This window comes from Bradyrhizobium sp. 138 (assembly GCF_023074075.1).
GTDB lineage: Bacteria > Pseudomonadota > Alphaproteobacteria > Rhizobiales > Xanthobacteraceae > Bradyrhizobium.
In genome coordinates, this window is record NZ_JADPKT010000033.1 from 42214 (window position 1) to 58517 (window position 16304).

13 protein-coding genes and 1 pseudogene are annotated in these 16304 nt (G+C 63.5%); 5 read left to right on the plus strand and 9 right to left on the minus strand.

Annotated elements, in window-relative coordinates; all coding sequences use genetic code 11:
* Positions 1-660: 660 nt before the first annotated feature.
* The 4 genes from IVA79_RS15515 to IVA79_RS15530 all read right to left on the minus strand — a co-directional run bounded on the left by IVA79_RS15515 (position 661) and on the right by IVA79_RS15530 (position 4102).
* On the minus strand, positions 661-1236 hold the full coding sequence (locus tag IVA79_RS15515) for a peroxidase-related enzyme (RefSeq protein WP_247554118.1): 576 nt from the start codon (positions 1234-1236) through the stop codon (positions 661-663).
* A gap of 211 nt (positions 1237-1447) precedes the next feature.
* On the minus strand, positions 1448-2116 hold the full coding sequence (locus tag IVA79_RS15520) for a TadE/TadG family type IV pilus assembly protein (RefSeq protein ID WP_247554119.1): 669 nt from the start codon (positions 2114-2116) through the stop codon (positions 1448-1450).
* Positions 2116-2673, minus strand: a complete 558-nt coding sequence (locus IVA79_RS15525; RefSeq protein WP_247554120.1) for a TadE/TadG family type IV pilus assembly protein — start codon at positions 2671-2673, stop codon at positions 2116-2118. The genes IVA79_RS15520 and IVA79_RS15525 overlap by 1 nt, the downstream gene beginning before the upstream one ends.
* 10 nt (positions 2674-2683) lie before the next feature.
* On the minus strand, positions 2684-4102 hold the full coding sequence (locus IVA79_RS15530; RefSeq protein ID WP_247554121.1) for a pilus assembly protein TadG-related protein: 1419 nt from the start codon (positions 4100-4102) through the stop codon (positions 2684-2686).
* Positions 4103-4471: 369 nt separating this feature from the next.
* Here IVA79_RS15530 and IVA79_RS15535 point away from each other — a divergent pair, with 369 nt between their 5' ends.
* The gene (locus tag IVA79_RS15535; RefSeq protein WP_247554122.1) at positions 4472-5947 is read left to right on the plus strand and encodes an FAD-binding oxidoreductase; all 1476 of its coding nucleotides are present in this window, start codon (positions 4472-4474) and stop codon (positions 5945-5947) included.
* 85 nt (positions 5948-6032) lie between these two features.
* Here IVA79_RS15535 and IVA79_RS15540 read toward each other — a convergent pair whose 3' ends face one another.
* From IVA79_RS15540 to IVA79_RS15550, 3 genes are all read right to left on the minus strand, one after another.
* The gene (locus tag IVA79_RS15540) at positions 6033-6626 is read right to left on the minus strand and encodes a hypothetical protein (protein WP_247554123.1); all 594 of its coding nucleotides are present in this window, start codon (positions 6624-6626) and stop codon (positions 6033-6035) included.
* 308 nt (positions 6627-6934) lie between these two features.
* The gene (locus tag IVA79_RS15545) at positions 6935-8494 is read right to left on the minus strand and encodes a carboxyl transferase domain-containing protein (RefSeq protein WP_247554124.1); all 1560 of its coding nucleotides are present in this window, start codon (positions 8492-8494) and stop codon (positions 6935-6937) included.
* Entirely contained in the window at positions 8424-9398 is a 975-nt protein-coding gene (locus tag IVA79_RS15550; protein ID WP_247554125.1) for a helix-turn-helix domain-containing protein, read from the minus strand. The genes IVA79_RS15545 and IVA79_RS15550 overlap by 71 nt, the downstream gene beginning before the upstream one ends.
* A gap of 96 nt (positions 9399-9494) precedes the next feature.
* On the opposite strand from IVA79_RS15550, the gene IVA79_RS15555 reads away from it, so the two are divergent.
* The 4 genes and pseudogenes from IVA79_RS15555 to glsA all read left to right on the plus strand — a co-directional run bounded on the left by IVA79_RS15555 (position 9495) and on the right by glsA (position 15165).
* The gene (locus tag IVA79_RS15555) at positions 9495-9716 is read left to right on the plus strand and encodes an acetyl-CoA carboxylase biotin carboxyl carrier protein subunit (protein ID WP_247554126.1); all 222 of its coding nucleotides are present in this window, start codon (positions 9495-9497) and stop codon (positions 9714-9716) included.
* 166 nt (positions 9717-9882) lie between these two features.
* Positions 9883-11049, plus strand: a complete 1167-nt coding sequence (locus IVA79_RS15560; protein WP_247554127.1) for a TAXI family TRAP transporter solute-binding subunit — start codon at positions 9883-9885, stop codon at positions 11047-11049.
* A 172-nt stretch (positions 11050-11221) separates the two neighbouring features.
* Positions 11222-13297, plus strand: a complete 2076-nt coding sequence (locus tag IVA79_RS15565; protein WP_247554714.1) for a TRAP transporter permease — start codon at positions 11222-11224, stop codon at positions 13295-13297.
* A gap of 21 nt (positions 13298-13318) precedes the next feature.
* Positions 13319-15165 (plus strand): annotated as a pseudogene (gene glsA, locus IVA79_RS15570) (glutaminase A).
* A 64-nt stretch (positions 15166-15229) separates the two neighbouring features.
* On the opposite strand, the gene IVA79_RS15575 reads toward glsA, so the two are convergent.
* Together IVA79_RS15575 and IVA79_RS15580 are read right to left on the minus strand one after the other, a co-directional pair.
* Positions 15230-15532, minus strand: coding sequence for a nucleoside triphosphate pyrophosphohydrolase family protein (locus IVA79_RS15575; protein WP_247554128.1), 303 nt, complete (start codon positions 15530-15532; stop codon positions 15230-15232).
* A 26-nt stretch (positions 15533-15558) separates the two neighbouring features.
* Positions 15559-16086: a carboxymuconolactone decarboxylase family protein gene (locus tag IVA79_RS15580; protein ID WP_247554129.1), complete on the minus strand. Its 528-nt coding sequence runs from the start codon at positions 16084-16086 to the stop codon at positions 15559-15561.
* Positions 16087-16304 lie beyond the last annotated feature (218 nt).

Sequence of the window (16304 nt, forward strand, 5' to 3'; positions counted from 1 at the left end):
TATGTCGTGCTCTCCCCGGGGAGCGATGCACTATTGCCCCCGTCGCCTTGCGGATGGCTGATGCGCGAACCCGGTTGGGCCGCCGCAATCACCGCAACACTTGACGCACAGACCCCGGGCGTCAGGACCACACGATTTTGCCGTCCGCGCACATCCCCATTCCTGTCCGCGACGGCTGGCGTGCGCTCGCCATCGCGGCCGAACGAGGACGCTGTCAGCGCCGTGTCGTATCGCGCGTGCCGCTGCTCACGGGGATTCCCGCCCTGCAGCTTGCCCAGCGCGCCGACGCCGTCGCGGCCACCGCCTCCCGGCCCGCATCTCGTGACGATCGCGAAACGCCCCTTGTGGCGGGCGGGATGTGTCGATGTCTACGATAAATCCGAATTCTTGTAAAGCGAATTTTTTGAGGGAGGCGCGGCAGTCTCGCCGCGAGGCAGCGTCGCCTGGAATGCCCCCGGCGCGGGCGCTCGACCAAAACTGCGAAAACAACCCCATGCACAGTAGCCGAAGCATGAGGGATCAATGACTTAGCGCGGATGCGACAATGACCCCTCATCCCTGAGGAGGCGCGTAAGCGCCGTCTCGAACGACGAGGCGTGCGCGCAAGCGGCGGCGTCGTCTTTTCCCAGACGGCCTCTCATCCGACGTAGCTGCGGCCCGTCAGCCGCGTCCCATGCTGTAGAATTCCGGGTTCGGACGCATGCTGGTGACGTTGGCGAGCCGGTTGGAGAGGCCGAAGAAGGCTGTGATTGCGGCGATATCCCAGACGTCGTCTTCCGTGAAGCCGTGCGATTTCAGCGTGGCGAAATCGGATTCGGAGACCGTGTAGGCTTCCGTCGAGACGCGTACGGCGAAGTCGAGCATCGCCTTCTGGCGGTCGGTGATATCAGCCTTGCGGTAGTTGACCGCGACCTGATCGGCGATCAGCGGATCCTTGGCGCGGATGCGCAGAATCGCGCCGTGCGCGATGACGCAATACTGGCATTGATTGAGGTTGCTGGTCGCAACCACGATCATTTCCCGCTCGGCCTTGGTGAGATTGCCGGGCTTCTCCATCAGCGCATCGTGATAGGCGAAGAACGCGCGAAACTCATCCGGCCGGTGCGCGAGCACGAGAAAAACGTTCGGAATGAAGCCGGACTTCTCCTGGACCGCCAGGATACGGGCCCGGATGTCATCCGGCATGTCGGCAAGATCAGGAACCGGGAAGCGGCTGACTGCAGGTGCCTTCGTCATGGCCTGAATATCCTCGGAGCTGGTCGATGGAAATCGATGCGATCATGCGTCCCCGCGCCCCCCCGGCCATGGGACGGTCCGCAACGGGATGCAATCCTGGCTCTGAGTAACCCCATCCTGAGGAGGCGCGTAAGCGCCGTCTCGAAGGACGCGGCGCGAGCTCAGCTCGCGCACAATGCCGTGTGAGATAGCCCTGCCCGCGTCGGCGAGACTAGCAGGTCTTCTGCTGCAGATGCTGGACGCAGGTGCAGGTGGTCGACGTCGGGGAAGTCGAGGAATACTTCACGTCGTAATAGGGAGGGCTCGAGGAGCCGCCCGGGCCGTTGGTCGAGCAGCGCGGGAACAAATAGTAGCTGTCGGACAGCTTGATGGTGCCCGCGATGGTGAAGCCGAGGTTGGGCGTGTAGTCATAGGACACCTCGCTCAGGATGAGGGAGATGTTGGCGTTGGTGGTGCCGCCTTGCGCGGTAAAGGCCGACAAGGTCATCGCGGTGCCCGGCGTTCTCGCCCCTGACGCATTGGTCGATTTGCTCCATCGCACCGTGGCATTGCCGCTGGGGTCGGTCGAGACTTCCGAGACGGTGATCGTCATCAAGGAGGTGCTGCCATTCTTGATGGGATATGGCGCCATGATGGCGGTCGCAGCCGCGAGGATACCGTCCATTTGGCTCGGGCTAACGGACGTGTTCTGTGTGATCATGTCGGCGACAGCATGCGCGGTCGCGCTGACCTTGACGTTCATGGCGAGCCCGTTGCCGAGCTCGACGCCGCCGATATAGAGCAATAGCATGAACGGCGTCACGATGGCGAACTCCGTCGCTGCGACGGCGCGGACATCGGTCAACAGGTGCCGGGCGCGAGATGACAGGGCGGAGATCATCAGTTGGCTCCTGGCTCGTTCTGGAACGCGGCGGATGACATGATCAGCCGGTTGCCGTTGCTGAGATTCGAGAGATTGAAACCGAGTGGCCCGAGCACGACCGGCCACTCGTACAGCACGCGCAGCACGACGATATCGCCGGCCACGCCCGGGTTGTACTGCCAGGCATTGGAGACCTTGCCCGAGCCGTCGTAGGTCAGGGTCGGCATCGCCGTGTTCGTGGACGTCCAGGAGGTTGCCACCTGCATGTCCACCATCAGGCCGCTGCAGGTGAACAGGATCACGATCTGATCGCAGACCTTCTGCTTGAAGACCGCCTGCGTCATGTTGGCGGACTGAACCTGTCCGGTCATGACGAGGCGCGCCGACTGGCGCACGACGGATTCGAGCATCTGCTGGGCGAAGAAAACGAGAAAGGTCTGGATCAGCGCGATGACGAGGGCGAGGAACGGCGCAGCGACGAGCGCGAACTCGACGGCCGTGGCGCCCCTGCTGTCGCGCGCGAATGCGGCGCAGCGATTGCGGCGTCTGCTTATGGTGGAGGTCAATCCGAACATGGCCCTTCCCCTACTGCACCAGGCTGGCCGTGCTGGACGCAACCTTGATGAACAGGTCCGTCAGTGCCTTGGAGATGTCGCCACCATTCTGAACATTTGCGTACAGGCCCGGTGACGCACAGGATTGCAGCCGTTGCGCGATCGTGCCCGTCGACGAGGACGGATTGTTGAACTGCGAGATACGGCTGGTGTACCAGCCGTCGCTCAATTGCAGGTACTCGGTGTAGAGGATCGCGATACGAATGTTTCGCTTCTTGATGGTATCGCATATCGCCGTGTTGAGCGGTTGCTGGCATCGCGCCGTCGTGGAGTTGGCTGACGGAAGCGGATAGGTGGCATTGATGTCGCAGCTGCCCCCCGACTTCGGGATGAGCTTGTCCTCGACGCCGTCGGTGACGAGGAAGATCACTTCCTGCGGCGTACCGGTCGCGCTACCGTCGCCGGGATCGGGCATGGAGGTGTTGAGGTCCGTCAGCCCCTTCGAGATATCGGTGCCGTAGTCCGTGGTGTAGATGCAGCCGCCCGAGCCGTTGAGAACGGGGCAGTTCTGGTGATCGACCGTCAGGAGCTGAATGTTGCCGATCTTCGTGCCTGCGGTGGTTGGGGTGGTCAGCGTCTGGATCGTGTTCAGGGCGTAGTCGAAAGTGTAGATGGCAGCCTTGTAGGTCGTGTTGTTGAGCGCCGACATGCACTGCATGACGCCGCCCGACGTGCCCGACTGGGGGCACGTCCAGGGTCCGACCATCAACTGCTTGACAGCATTGGTCACGAGATCGATCCGCAGCGTGACGTTGTTCGCACGCGCGACCGTGAGGTTGTCCTTGTTCGTCGAGCTGGGGGCTGCGTTGTTGGGATGCGCCTCATGACAGGCGAATGCGCAATTCCTGGCGTAAGTGGGCTGGCTCTGCGTGGCGAGAATCATTTTATCGATGTCGCCCTGGGTCGCCGTCAGCGCCATCGACGGGGAATCATCCAGCAACAGGTAGAAATTCATGTTGGGCGCGCTGGACGCCTTCGCCGTCGATGAACCGACCACCTGCCAGGTCTGCTTGCCGAGGACGCCGGGGAAATTGTTGACGGACTCCGCGGTGTAGGAAACCGTGATGGTCCGCGCGAGACCGGAATCGGTGACCGTGACCGTCGGCGTCGGCGTCGCCGCCAGGCCGGGAAGATTCGCCTTGGCGGCAAAGACCGCCTTCGCGGTCGCCTTGACGACTTCGCTATCGGTCTGCGTCAGCATCGCCGGCCGCACGGCCGCAATCGCGGCCGCATCGGCAGCCGCGTTCAATTGCTCGCGCTTGCGCAGGGCCAGCGTGTAGTCGAGCGTCATGCCCAGGAGAAAGATGATAGGAACCATCGTCAGCGCGAAGATGATAGCGACGTTGGCCTTCCGGTCTGTCGCGAAACAGAGCACTGCGCGGCGGAGCATGAGGTTCATCCTGTCTGCCGTCATTGCGGCAGCTGCCCTTTCCCTGAAATCGACGGAAGAGATTGCCGGGATTCGATCCCAACACTCGTCCGTCACGGGCGGAATATGTCGAGCGCCCCGTTAATCAACACTTACGGACAATCCGCAAACCGGAACCGCACGGGATCGGGATGTCCCATATCGAGAAGGCATCACTAATGTCGCTTAAACGCGACCACAGAAATTGGCGATAAACGGTAGGAAACGCCCGTAGAAATACCGGAGGTGGCCGGCGCTATAATGCCGTTAGACTCCACGGCGCAAACGTGGACAATACTCCGACGCACGTCACGTGCGCAGTGCACACCAAGATGCGCCCAGGGGAAACAAATGCCGGCTGCCGGTCCGTCGTCCGAACCCATCATTCCAACCGCTCCGCTGACCGCCCAGATGCGCGATTCACTGCGCGCGATCGTCGGTGAGAAGGGCCTCATCGAGGACGAGCACGGCAAGCAGCCGTTCGTGACGGACTGGCGCGGACTGCTGGTTGGACGTGCCGGCGCCGTCGTTCGTCCCGGCAGCACCGCGGAAGTCGCGAAGGTGGTCAGGCTCTGTCATGACCATGGGGTCGCGATCGTGCCGCAGGGTGGGAATACCGGCCTGATGGGCGGCGCCACGCCCTGGCCCTCGCACACCGGCATCGTGCTGTCGCTTGGCCGCATGAACCGCGTGCTGGACGTCGATGCCACCGGCTACACCATGACGGTCGAGGCCGGCTGCGTGCTGCAGACTCTGCAGGAGACAGCAAGCCGGCACGACAGGTTCCTGCCGCTTAGCCTTGGCGCCCAGGGCTCGTGCATGATCGGCGGCAATCTGTCGACCAACGCCGGCGGCGTGCAGGTGCTCCGCTACGGCAACGCCCGCAATCTGGTCCTGGGCCTGGAGGTGGTGCTGGCCAATGGCGAGGTCTGGGACGGGCTGCGTGCACTCAAGAAGGACAATACCGGCTACGACCTCAAGCACCTCTTCATGGGCGCCGAAGGAACGCTCGGCATCATCACCAAGGCCGTGCTCAAGCTATGGCCGGCGCCCAAGGACGTCTGCACCGCGTGGCTGGCGGTCCGGGATCCACGCGCGGCGCTGGAAATCCTGTCTGAGGCGCACGCGGCATCCGAGGACAATGTCGGCTCCTGCGAGCTACTCAGCCGGGCGGCCGTCGACCTCGCCCTGCGCCACATTCCCGGCACGCAGGATCCGCTGAAGGCGGACACGCCCTGGTACCTGCTGCTGGAATGGTCGTCGGCGCGCCCGCGCCAGGACGGAACCGAGGGCATGTCCGGCAAGATGGAGCAGTTCCTCGCCGATCAGCTCGAAGCCGGCCGTGTGCTTGACGCAACGATCGCGCACACACTCGGTCAATCGCGCAATATGTGGCACATCCGCGAAGCCATGGCGGAAGCCTCCCGCGCCGAGGGACCGGGGATCAGTTTCGACGTCTCGGTGGCGATCTCGGCGATCCCGGAGTTCATCGACAAGGGCCTCAAGGCTGTGCTCGACATTCTCCCGACCATCCGGCCCTATCCTTTGGGGCACATCGGAGATGGCAACCTGCATTTCTCGTTCATGGGGCCGCTCGGCATGGATCAGCAGACGCTGAATCAATACAAGGGCGCCATCACGCGGGCCGTGAACGATCTCGTCACCTCCATGGGCGGCTCGATCTCGGCGGAACACGGCATTGGCATCGACAAGCTCGACGAGCTCAGCCACTACCGGTCGAAGACCGAGCTCGACATCATGCGCACCATCAAGCGCGCGCTCGATCCGCAGAACATCATGAATCCCGGCAAGGTGCTGCGGCTGTGATGGACGCTGCGCCCGATCGGTCTGGCGTAGGCGGGCCGCAAAGACGTTGCGACCCGTCCATGGTCTCATGGAGCGGTGCCTGTCCTCAAGCCACCGAACCGCCGCGCGGATTGACGATCGTATATCCGCGCAATGAGCGCGCGTGGATTCGCGTCGCGCGTCCGCCCGAGTTGGCGTCATAGGCCATCCAGACGTCGCCTCCTAGGTGCTGCTCCAGGACGAAAACGTGTCCTCGTCGCGCAGCAACCATTCCTGCTGCGGGTGATGTCCGCGGAAAGCGCAGCCAGTTGGACGCAAGATTCAGCTCCGGCACGATACGGCCGAACACGCGCAGAGCCGCGCCGCAGCCGCAGAAGGACGACGGGCAACCGGCCGGACGGCCACCGACAATGCGTACGCCAGCGACACCGGAGATAGACTCCGGCGTAGCGGTGCCCCCAGCATCAGTCACAGTCAGTTGCGTCGAGCGGTAGGCTTGCAGTGAGGACCTGGAAATCAGTGATGATCTGGAAGCCAGTGAAGACCTGGAAGTCCGCTCGCGTCGCGTCTGCGAGTACGAGAAGTCGCAGGGCATGGTGACGTTGCATTCAGAAGCTTGATGAATGCGATAAGGCCGCGCTTCCGAAGCGACAGAACCCAGGGCAACGAAGAGACACGCAGAAAATACTCGCTTGAACATTGCAGGACTCCAAATGAGAGACCCTGCCCCGGACAACGAGAAATCAATAACAGTTTGGCTGAAATGGGCCTAAAGAGCGGCTGAAATGGCTGCATTGCGCGACACGACCTGCAATCGTGTCATAGCCTACACGTAGCGACCGAGATGATTAACTCGCAGCGCACGAATGCGCGCTCAACGCGCCAGGCTTGCAGCATGCAATCAAGCCCGGTTGGCGTTTGGAAGCGTTGCGGAAGACACTTGACTGCCAACATCCGGTTTGCATCCCGATCACAATGCGGCCATTGCCGCGCGTAAGCACAAGGATGCTACGGCCTGATCGAAAAATTCTCCGGCGGTCCCGCTTTCCGCAAGGGCTCCGCCAGCCGTGCGAATTCGCATAGCAGCGAGCGCGTCTTGCGGGGATCGATGATCTCCTCGACCCAGAATTTTTCGGCCGAGCGGAACGGCGAGCGCAGCTTGTTGAGGCGCTGCTGGATTTCCTCCAGCTTCGCCGCCTTGTCCTCGGCCGCATCGATGTCGGCGCGGTAGGCCGCCTCGATGCCGCCTTCGAGCGGCAGCGAGCCCCAATAGGCCGACGGCCAGGCGTAGCGGATCGAGAAGCGATCGGCCGGCTGATGCACCACGCCGGCGACACCGAAGGCGTTGCGCAGGATCACGGTGCACCAGGGCACGGTGGTCTGGTTCACCGCCGCCATGGCACGAACGCCGTGGCGGATGGTGGCGGCCTTCTCGGCATCGAGGCCGATCATGAAGCCGGGACAATCCATGAGATAGACGATGGGCAGATGGAAGGTTTCCGCGAAGTCGACCCAGCGCACTACCTTCTGGCAGGCATCCGCGGTCCAGGAGCCGCCGTAATGAAAGCTGTCGCTGGCGAGCAGCATCACCGCCCTGCCCTCGAGTCGCGCCAGGCCGACGATGAGGGGCTTGCCGAAGTTCTTGCCGACCTCGAAGAACGAGCCCTTGTCGACGACCTGCTCGATGATCGGCCGCATCTTGTAGACCTGCTTGCGGTTGCGCGGCACCGCGTTCAGCAGCGCTTCGTCGCTGCGCTCCGGATCATCGGTGCAGGGCAAGGTCGGCGGCAGCTCGTAGACCGATGACGGCAAATAAGAGAGGAAGCGCCGCGCGCAGGCGAACGCCTCTTCCTCGGTGTCGACGGCATGGTCGACCGCGCCGGCGCGGGTCTGGATGTCGGCGCCGCCGAGCTCCTCCTTCGAGAGGTCCTGCCCGAGCGCCTTCACCACCGGCGGCCCCGCGACGAACATCGCGGACTTCCGGGTCATGATCGAATAGTGGCTGGACGCGAGACGCGCGGCACCTAAGCCTGCCACCGAGCCGAGGCCGAGCGCGACCACCGGCACGCGCGACAAATTCTCCGTCGTGAAGCGATACCAGCGCGTGCCGCCGATGCCGCCCGGCAGATTGGCCGCGCCCTTGGTCTCGATGGTCTTGACCGAGCCGCCGCCGCCGGAGCCTTCGATGATGCGGACGATGGGCAGACGGAAATCGTGCGCCATTTCCTCCGCCATCAGCGGCTTTGCGGAAATCGACGCATCGGCCGAGCCGCCGCGCACGGTGAAATCGTCGCCGACCACGACGATGGTGCGGCCGTCGACGCGCGCGCGGCCGAACACGCAGTTCGCCGGCGTCAGCTTCTTCAGATCGCCGCTGGAATCGTACTCACCGATGCCGGAGACGGCACCGATCTCGTGAAAGCTGCCCTTGTCGATCAGCTTGTCGATACGCTCCCGAACAGTCAGCCGGCCCTGGTCATGCTGTCGCTTGACCTTGTCAACGCCGCCCATCTCCCGCGCGAAGGCTTCGCGCCGGGCGAGCTCGTCGAGTTCCGGCTTCCAGTTCATTCACTCCCTCCGAATTGATCGGCTTGTTATTGTTATGCACGGCCATTGCGACCGGTTTACGCGGGATGCGGTTGTTGAAGACGTCGCCTTCCGCGCCCTCGACCAGGCTGCCGAGCGAACGCCCGAGCTCGAGCATCAATGGCGCGACTTCGGTATGCAACCGCTCCTCGTCATACATCGCGGACAGAAGGCCGATCGTGATGACCACGAAGGTCTGGTACTGCGGTGACCAGATCGGCACCGCGAGCCCGTTGATGTGCGGACTCCACAGGCCGCAGGCCGTGACATAGCCGCGCTCGCGCAGCATCTGCCGGTTGGCTTCAATGCGGGGTTTGAGGATCTTCACGGCCTCGGGAGCTTCCCGTTCCATGTCCGCGATGAAGGCATCGCCGATCTCCGGCGCCAGCGCCGCGGTGTAGGCCGCGCCGGCGGCGGTCGAGGCCATCGAGATTCGGCTGCCGGTGCCCTCGTGCAGGCCGAGTGCGGTCGCCGAGCGCGCGAACAGGAGATAGACCAGATGGAAGCGATCGGGGACGACGAAGCCGACCGTGCCCGGCACTTGCTCGGCCACTTCCTGCAGCCGCTGGCGGATCATGCTGCGCAGCTGCGCGCCCTTCATCATCGACGCGCTCATCGCCACCGCGCTCGGGCCGATGCGATACTTCTGATCACGCGGCAGATAGACGAGTTGTCCCATCCGCGTCAGCGTGTGCGTGAGCCGCGACACCGTCGAGCGCGGCAGGCCGCAGCGATTTGAAATCTCGAGATTGCCGAGCCTCGCCTCGTGGCCCTCGAAGCATCGCAGCACGTCGAACGCGCGCGAGACCACCTGGATGACATCTCCCTCACCGGCATCGCCAGCGAGCACGCCTTGCCTACTCAACCGCTCGGATCGTCGTCCCATGTTCCCTACCGCTAATGTTCCGCTCTGCGGAATTAAATTCCGCTTGCAGACGACGCTACCTCAGGCATTTTGCGACGACAACAAAAAGGCGATGGCATGCCAGAAATTAAGATCGTCACGGAGGTCGCGGGGCGGATCTGCGCAACTCCCGTGCAAGTTGGAGGAACCGTCGCGGATGGCGATGAGATTGTGGTGGTCGAGGCAATGAAGATGGAGATACCAGTGCCCTCGCCTGCGAACGGCACGATCAAATCGCTTCTGGTGAAGCTCGACGACGTCGTTGCCGAGGGACAGGCGGTGGCGATCGTAGCGAGCTGAGTGTTCTATCCGTCGTCTGCGCGACAATCTGTCAGGCTCATTCCCGCATGCGCGGTGCGGCGTTGCCATCGCTTGATGGCGGTGACATGATCTGCTGCAAACAAAACGTTGTTTCAAACAAAGAAAGAAAATCTTCGCGGCAAAGCGAGGGTCATTGGAGGGAAACATGCTTCGTGGGTTGCTCATGCTCGCCCCTGCCTTGGTGGCAGGCTTTTCTTTTGCGTCTACACGCTACGCGTTCGCTGAAGACGTCAAGCTGCCGGCGACCTTGACCTTCACGGCCTATGACACCGGAACCGCCGGCTTCAACATCGCGGTCGGCGTCGGCAAGATGATGAAGGACAAATACGGCACCGATGTGCGCGTGCTGCCCGCAGGCAACGACGTCGCCCGCCTTGCGCCGCTGCGCGCCAAGCGCGCCGCGTCCGCGGCGATGGGATCGGGCACCTATTTCGCGCAGGAAGGCGTGTTCGAATTCGGGGCCAAGGAATGGGGCCCGCAGCCGCTTCAGATCGTGCTCTCGTCCGTCGACTGCAATTGCGGCTCGCTCGCCGTTGCCGCCGACACCGGCGTGAAGGAGCTCAAGGACCTCAAGGGCAAGCGCGTCGGCTTCGTGGTCGGCTCGCCCGCGCTGAACCAGAACTCGCTCGCCGTGCTCGCCTTCGCCGGGCTGACGCAGAAGGACGTCAAGGTCGTCGAGTTCGCGAGCTACGGCGCGATGTGGAAAGGGCTGATCAACAACGACGTCGATGCCGCCTTCGGCACCACCATCACCGGTCCCGCCAAGGAGGCCGAGACCTCGCCGCGCGGCCTGATCTGGCCGCCGCTGCCGGCCAAGGACAAGGAAGGCTGGGCTCGGATGCAGAAGGTCGGCTCGTTCTTCTTCCCGCAGCTAGCGACCTGCGGCGCCGGCATCTCGCCGGACAAACCCGTTGAGCTCGGCAACTACCCCTACCCGATCTTCGTCACCTATGCCTCGCAAGCACCCGACCAGGTCTATGCGATGACCAAGGCGATGATCGTGAATTATGATGCCTACAAGGATTCCGCCCCCGGCGCCGGCGGTCTCGCGGCCGATCGCCAGACCAAGAACTGGGTGGTGCCGGTGCATCCCGGCGCGGTGAAGGCGCTGAAAGAAGCCGGGCATTGGAGCGATGCGCAGGAGGCGCACAACAACAAGCTGATCAAGCGGCAGGAGGTGCTCGGCGCGGCGTGGGCGGAATACGGCAAGTCCAATCCGCCATCGGACGACAAGGCGTTTCTCGAAGGCTGGATGAAGGCGCGCGCGGCCGCGCTGGCGAAGGCCGAGATGCCGAACGGGTTCGAGGAATAGAACGTAGTGAGATTGAGCTTGGTCGTTGCTACGCGACAGGTGCGCCAGAGAGCCCTCACCCGGCGCTGCGCGCCGACCTCTCCCGCAAGCGGGAGAGGTTAGCGAGGCCGTGGCTGCATCCGATTCGACCAACTGCTAGTTAGCAATTACTAACCCACGCGCGGGATCAATGATGTCTTCTGCTTCCACCTCCATCGCCCCGCAAGACGGGGCCAAGCGGGTCGTGTTCGACGATCCGCATGGCGCCGCCGGCAACATGCAGGAGGCGGAGGTCACGCGCGTGCGCGCGCTTCGCGGCGCCTGGCGCTGGGCACTGGTGGTCGCGACCGCGGCGACCATCCTGCTCTGCATCAACCAGCAATTCTCGTTGCGCTTCTTCGTCGGCTACACCCAGCTCAACACGGAGTATTTCTATCTCCTGATCGCGTTGATGCTGCCCTTCACCTTCCTGATCTTCCCGGGCACGGAACGCGCTCCGCTCGACCGGATTCCCTGGTACGACCTCGTCCTGTTCGTCGCGACCTTCGCGGCAGCGCTGATGTTGATGTCGAACGTGCGCAAGGCGGCCGAGGCAGGCTGGGAATTCGGCGGCGCGCCGAACAATGTGATCGCCGCCGGCCTCGTGATGTGGGTGATGCTGATGGAGGCCTTGCGCCGCACCGGCGGCTGGAGCCTGCTGCTCAGCGTGCTGCCCTTCACGGTCTATCCTCTGTTTGCCGAGGCCGGCTGGCTCGGCCCGTTCCGCGGCACGCAATCAACACTGGAGCAGGCAACCGCCTATCACGTGCTGTCGGGCGAAAGCCTGCTCGGCATTCCGATTCAGGCCTTCGCCGACACCGTGATCGGCTTTCTCGTGTTCGGCACCGCGCTGATGATGACCGGCGCCGGCAAATTCTTCATCAACCTCGCCTTCGCGCTGTGCGGCACCTTCCGCGGCGGCGCGGCCAAGGTCTGCATCTTCGCCAGCGGCCTGCTCGGCATGATGTCGGGCTCGATCATCTCCAACGTGCTGACCGCCGGCACCATGACCATTCCCGTGATGAAGAAGAGCGGCTTTCGCGCCTCCTATGCCGGCGCGATCGAGGCCTGCGCCTCGACCGGCGCCGTGCTGGCGCCGCCGGTGATGGGCGCCACCGCCTTCGTGATCGCGCAATTCCTCAACGTCAGCTACGCCGACGTCGCGGTCGCCGCGATCATTCCGGCTGTGCTCTATTACGTCGGCCTGTTCATGCAGGTCGACGCCTATGCCGCGCGCCACAAGCTGAAGGGCATTCCGCGCGCCGAGCTGCCGCGCATCATGGATACGATCAAGGATGGTTGGTACTACGTCTTCGTCATCGCGCTCTTGATCGTGATGCTGCTCTACTTCAAGCGCGAGAGCCATGCGCCGTTCTATGCCACCGCGCTGCTGCTGGTGCTCAACCAGTTCTTCTCCAAGGACACGCGCTGGACGTTTGCGACCATCGGCAAATTCCTGGAGGTCAACGGACGCACCTTCGTGGAGCTCGTCGGCATCCTCGCCGGCTGCGGCCTGCTGATCGGCGCGTTCTCGATGACCGGCGTGGTGTCGAGCCTTGCCAATGACCTCCTGCACATTGCCGGCGACAATCCGTTCCTGCTGCTGGGCATGTGCGCCCTCACCAGCCTGATCCTCGGCCTCGGGCTGACGACGACGGCCTGCTACATCTTCCTCGCCATCCTGGTCGCGCCTGCGCTGGAGAAGCTCGGACTCAACCGCATGGCGGTGCACATGTTCATCTTCTATTGGGGCATGCTGTCGTCGATCACGCCGCCGGTCGCGATTGCATCGTTCGCTGCAGCCGGCATTGCCGGCTCGCCGGCGATGAAGACGGGTTGGGAATCGATGTGGGTCGGCAGCATCATCTATTTCCTGCCGTTCTTCTTCGTGCTCAATCCGGCGCTGGTGCTGCAGGGGCCGAGCCCGTATCTGGCCGGCCTCGGCCTGATGGGGCTTGCCGCGTTCGGCACGCTGTTCATCTGCGGCGGCATCCAGGGCTACCAGCCTTTCGTCGGCGATCTGCGCGGCGCCGGCGCGCTGGAATGGCCGATCCGCGTGCTGCTGGTGATCGGCGGCTTCGTGGTGGCCACACCCGGCGGCGGGATCATGCCGCTGTCGCAGCTGCAGGTGACGCTGCTCGGCCTTGCCATCCTCGTTCCCACGGCCTTGCTGGCGCTGCTGCTGGTACGACGGCAGAGCATGCTACCGAACGGGTTGCGCGCACCCTGATTGCGTTGCACAAGTGAGGCGATGAAACTGCTCTCGCCTCTCGCCTCCGCCTGGACCCGCTCGAAGCCGCCCTTGCTGCGGTTTCTGGACAATTGCCTGAACGAATTCTCCGCGGAAACCTCGGGCCACGTTGCCGATTACATTCCAGAGCTGAGCAAGGCCGATCCTGCCTATTTCGGCATCAGCCTCGCGACCCTGGACGGCCATGTCTATGAGGTCGGCGACTCCAGGGTGCCCTTCACCATCCAGTCGATGTCGAAACCGTTCGTGTCGCGCTGGCGCTGGATCTTCTGGGCGCAGGCAAGGTCGAAAGCGCGATCGGCGTCGAGCCCTCCGGCGATCCCTTCAACTCGATCCGGCTCAATTCCGAGAACCATCCGTTCAATCCGATGGTCAATGCCGGCGCGATCGCCTGCACCGGGCTGATCTACGACAGCAAGGGCGCGGAAGCCTTCGAGCAAATTCGTCTCGCGCTCAGCCGGTTTGCCGGTCGCGACCTCGCTGTCGACGAGGCAGTCTACGCGTCCGAAAGCCAGACCGGCGACCGCAACCGCGCCATCGGCTATCTGCTCAAGACCAATGCGGTGATCTCGGACAATGTCGCCGCCGTGCTCGACGTCTATTTCCGGCAATGCGCCGTGCTGGTGACCGCGCGCGACATTGCGGTGATGGCGGCAACGCTCGCCAATCGCGGCGTCAATCCGGTCACGGGCGAGCAGGTGCTGAGCGCTTACGCGATCTCGCGTACCCTCTCGGTGATGACCTCGTCGGGCATGTACGACTATGCCGGCGAATGGATCTACCGCATCGGCATTCCCGCCAAGAGCGGCGTCGGCGGCGGCATTCTGGCGGCGCTCCCTGCCCGCCTCGGCCTCGGCAGCTATTCGCCAAAGCTCGACAAGCACGGCAACAGCGTGCGCGGCATCAAGGTCTGCGAGGCGCTGTCCTCGCATTACGATCTGCACATGCTCAACCGCAGCGACGATGCCCGCAACGCCGTCATCGCCGATTACGATATCGGCAAGAGCCCGTCACGCCGCGTGCGCCGGCCGCAGGAGCGCGAGATCCTGGCGGCGCATGAGCAGGAGGTGCGGGTCATCGAGCTGGTCGGTACGCTGTCGCTGTCGGCGGTCGACTACGTCTCGCGCCGGCTGGCGGGACGACCGCGGCCGCAAATCGTCGTATTCGACCTGCACCGCGTCACCTCGACCACGCGCGCCGGTGCGCGGCTGATCGCCGAAGCCTTCGAGGAGCTCGCCGCGCTGAACGTGACCGTCGTGCTGTCAGGTGTCAGGCGCGCCTCCAAGGAATGGGACTCTTTGCGGGAATGGACCGCCGAGCTGAAGAACGTCCGTGACTTCTATCTACTCGATACCGCGATCGAATGGGCGGAGGACCAGATCGTCTACCGCTATGGCGGCTCGATCGATTTCCACGAGACCACCGAGCTTGCCGAGCAGCCGCTGCTGGCGCGGCTGAGCGAGGAAGAGCTGATGGATCTCGCCTCGATCTGCACCATCCGAACGTTTCAGGCCGGCGCCAAGATCATCACCACGGGCAATCCGGCCTCCTCGCTGTTCTTCCTGCGCAGCGGCGCGGTGCACGTTACGTTGCCCGACGGCGTGCGGCTGGCGACGCTGACCGCCGGCATGGCCTTCGGCGAGATGGCGCTGCTGGAGACGACGCGCTCGGCCGACGTCTTCGCCGACATGGCGGCGACCGCGTTCGAAGTGCCGCTGAAGGCGTTCGAACGCTTCCGCAAGCAGCACCCGCACGCCAGCGAGCGCATCATGCGCAATCTCGCGCAGCTCCTCGCCGACCGTCTGATCGTCGCGAACGCGAAGGTGGATATCTTGACGGCGACGTGAGTGCGCCGAGCGCTCACCTCTCCCGTAGGGAGAGGTAAACAGCGCGCTCGATCCTCATTCTGCCTCAGCGGCTCGCGGCCTCGCTCAGCCGCCGCTTGATCTTCGCCGCGCTTTTCTCCAGCAGCTCGGATGGCTGCTGGCCTGTCGCCGCGCAGAGGCAGGCCCAGTAATAGATGACATCGCCCAGCTCATCGACCAGACCCGCCTTGTCGAGCCAGTCGTCCCGCAGCAGCTTCTTGATATGGTCGGCGACCTCGCCGGATTCACCGGCGAGACCGAGGCCGAGATAGGACAGAAGCTCGTTGGACGGACGCTCATCGACCTTCGCAATGCTCGCGGCCCAGGCCGCATATTCGTCGATCGTCATCGGCATCCCTCGCCGCTTGCATCGATTCAGCCTACCACTTCCGTGACCGGCTGAAGGTCGATCTCGAAGGTTTCCAGGAATTTCGAGGTCATGATGTAGAAGCCGACCGAGAGCTGCAGCTCGACCAGCGCGGCCGGCGTTAACTTTGATGCGATCGCCTTGAAGGTCGCATCGGTCGGCTTCTTGAGCTTCACGATCTCATCGGTGAAGGCGAGCGCGGCGCGCTGCACCTCGTTGAAGCAGCTTGCGGCCTGCCAGTTCTCGAGCGCCTCGTTCTGCGCGTCGGTGACGCCGACATTCTTTCCGATGCGCTTGTGCGCGACGATCTCGTACGGCGCCTCACACAAAATTCCGGTGCGGGTGATCGCGAGCTCGCGGACAACAGGATCAAGCTCGCCCTTGTGGCGAATCGCGCCCCCCAGGCGGCAGTACTGCTCGAAATAGCTGGGGGAGTGCGCCATCATGCGGAAGATGTTGGCGTTGCGATTCTTGTCGAGGATTTCGCGGGTGCGGTCGGATGCCTTGGAGGGGTCGCTGTAGTTGATGCGGGCCATGATTTTCCTGAAGTTTTCCCTGAGTTTTTGATGCTTTTTGTTGTCGTCCGCGCAAATTCCCAAAGACTCTATGCGCGCGTGGACGCAGGAGCAACATGATCGAGTCAAATTGCCGCCGCATTGCTGATCGACCCTGACACAGTCGATATTCGCCGCGTGGGGACAAATCGCGGTGAGTACTCGCAAATGGGGTGTTCCGAGTAAAACAATTGGCCGTC

Coding starts and splice junctions, on each gene's coding strand:
- IVA79_RS15560 (WP_247554127.1), top strand. CDS start 9,883: ATGCTTCGTGGGTTGCTCATGCTCGCCCCTGCCTTGGTGGCAGGCTTT.
- IVA79_RS15540 (WP_247554123.1), bottom strand. CDS start 6,626: ATGTTCAAGCGAGTATTTTCTGCGTGTCTCTTCGTTGCCCTGGGTTCT.
- IVA79_RS15535 (WP_247554122.1), top strand. CDS start 4,472: ATGCCGGCTGCCGGTCCGTCGTCCGAACCCATCATTCCAACCGCTCCG.
- IVA79_RS15520 (WP_247554119.1), bottom strand. CDS start 2,116: ATGATCTCCGCCCTGTCATCTCGCGCCCGGCACCTGTTGACCGATGTC.
- IVA79_RS15530 (WP_247554121.1), bottom strand. CDS start 4,102: ATGCTCCGCCGCGCAGTGCTCTGTTTCGCGACAGACCGGAAGGCCAAC.
- IVA79_RS15545 (WP_247554124.1), bottom strand. CDS start 8,494: ATGAACTGGAAGCCGGAACTCGACGAGCTCGCCCGGCGCGAAGCCTTC.
- IVA79_RS15525 (WP_247554120.1), bottom strand. CDS start 2,673: ATGTTCGGATTGACCTCCACCATAAGCAGACGCCGCAATCGCTGCGCC.
- IVA79_RS15575 (WP_247554128.1), bottom strand. CDS start 15,532: ATGACGATCGACGAATATGCGGCCTGGGCCGCGAGCATTGCGAAGGTC.
- IVA79_RS15555 (WP_247554126.1), top strand. CDS start 9,495: ATGCCAGAAATTAAGATCGTCACGGAGGTCGCGGGGCGGATCTGCGCA.
- IVA79_RS15580 (WP_247554129.1), bottom strand. CDS start 16,086: ATGGCCCGCATCAACTACAGCGACCCCTCCAAGGCATCCGACCGCACC.
- IVA79_RS15565 (WP_247554714.1), top strand. CDS start 11,222: ATGTCTTCTGCTTCCACCTCCATCGCCCCGCAAGACGGGGCCAAGCGG.
- IVA79_RS15550 (WP_247554125.1), bottom strand. CDS start 9,398: ATGGGACGACGATCCGAGCGGTTGAGTAGGCAAGGCGTGCTCGCTGGC.
- IVA79_RS15515 (WP_247554118.1), bottom strand. CDS start 1,236: ATGACGAAGGCACCTGCAGTCAGCCGCTTCCCGGTTCCTGATCTTGCC.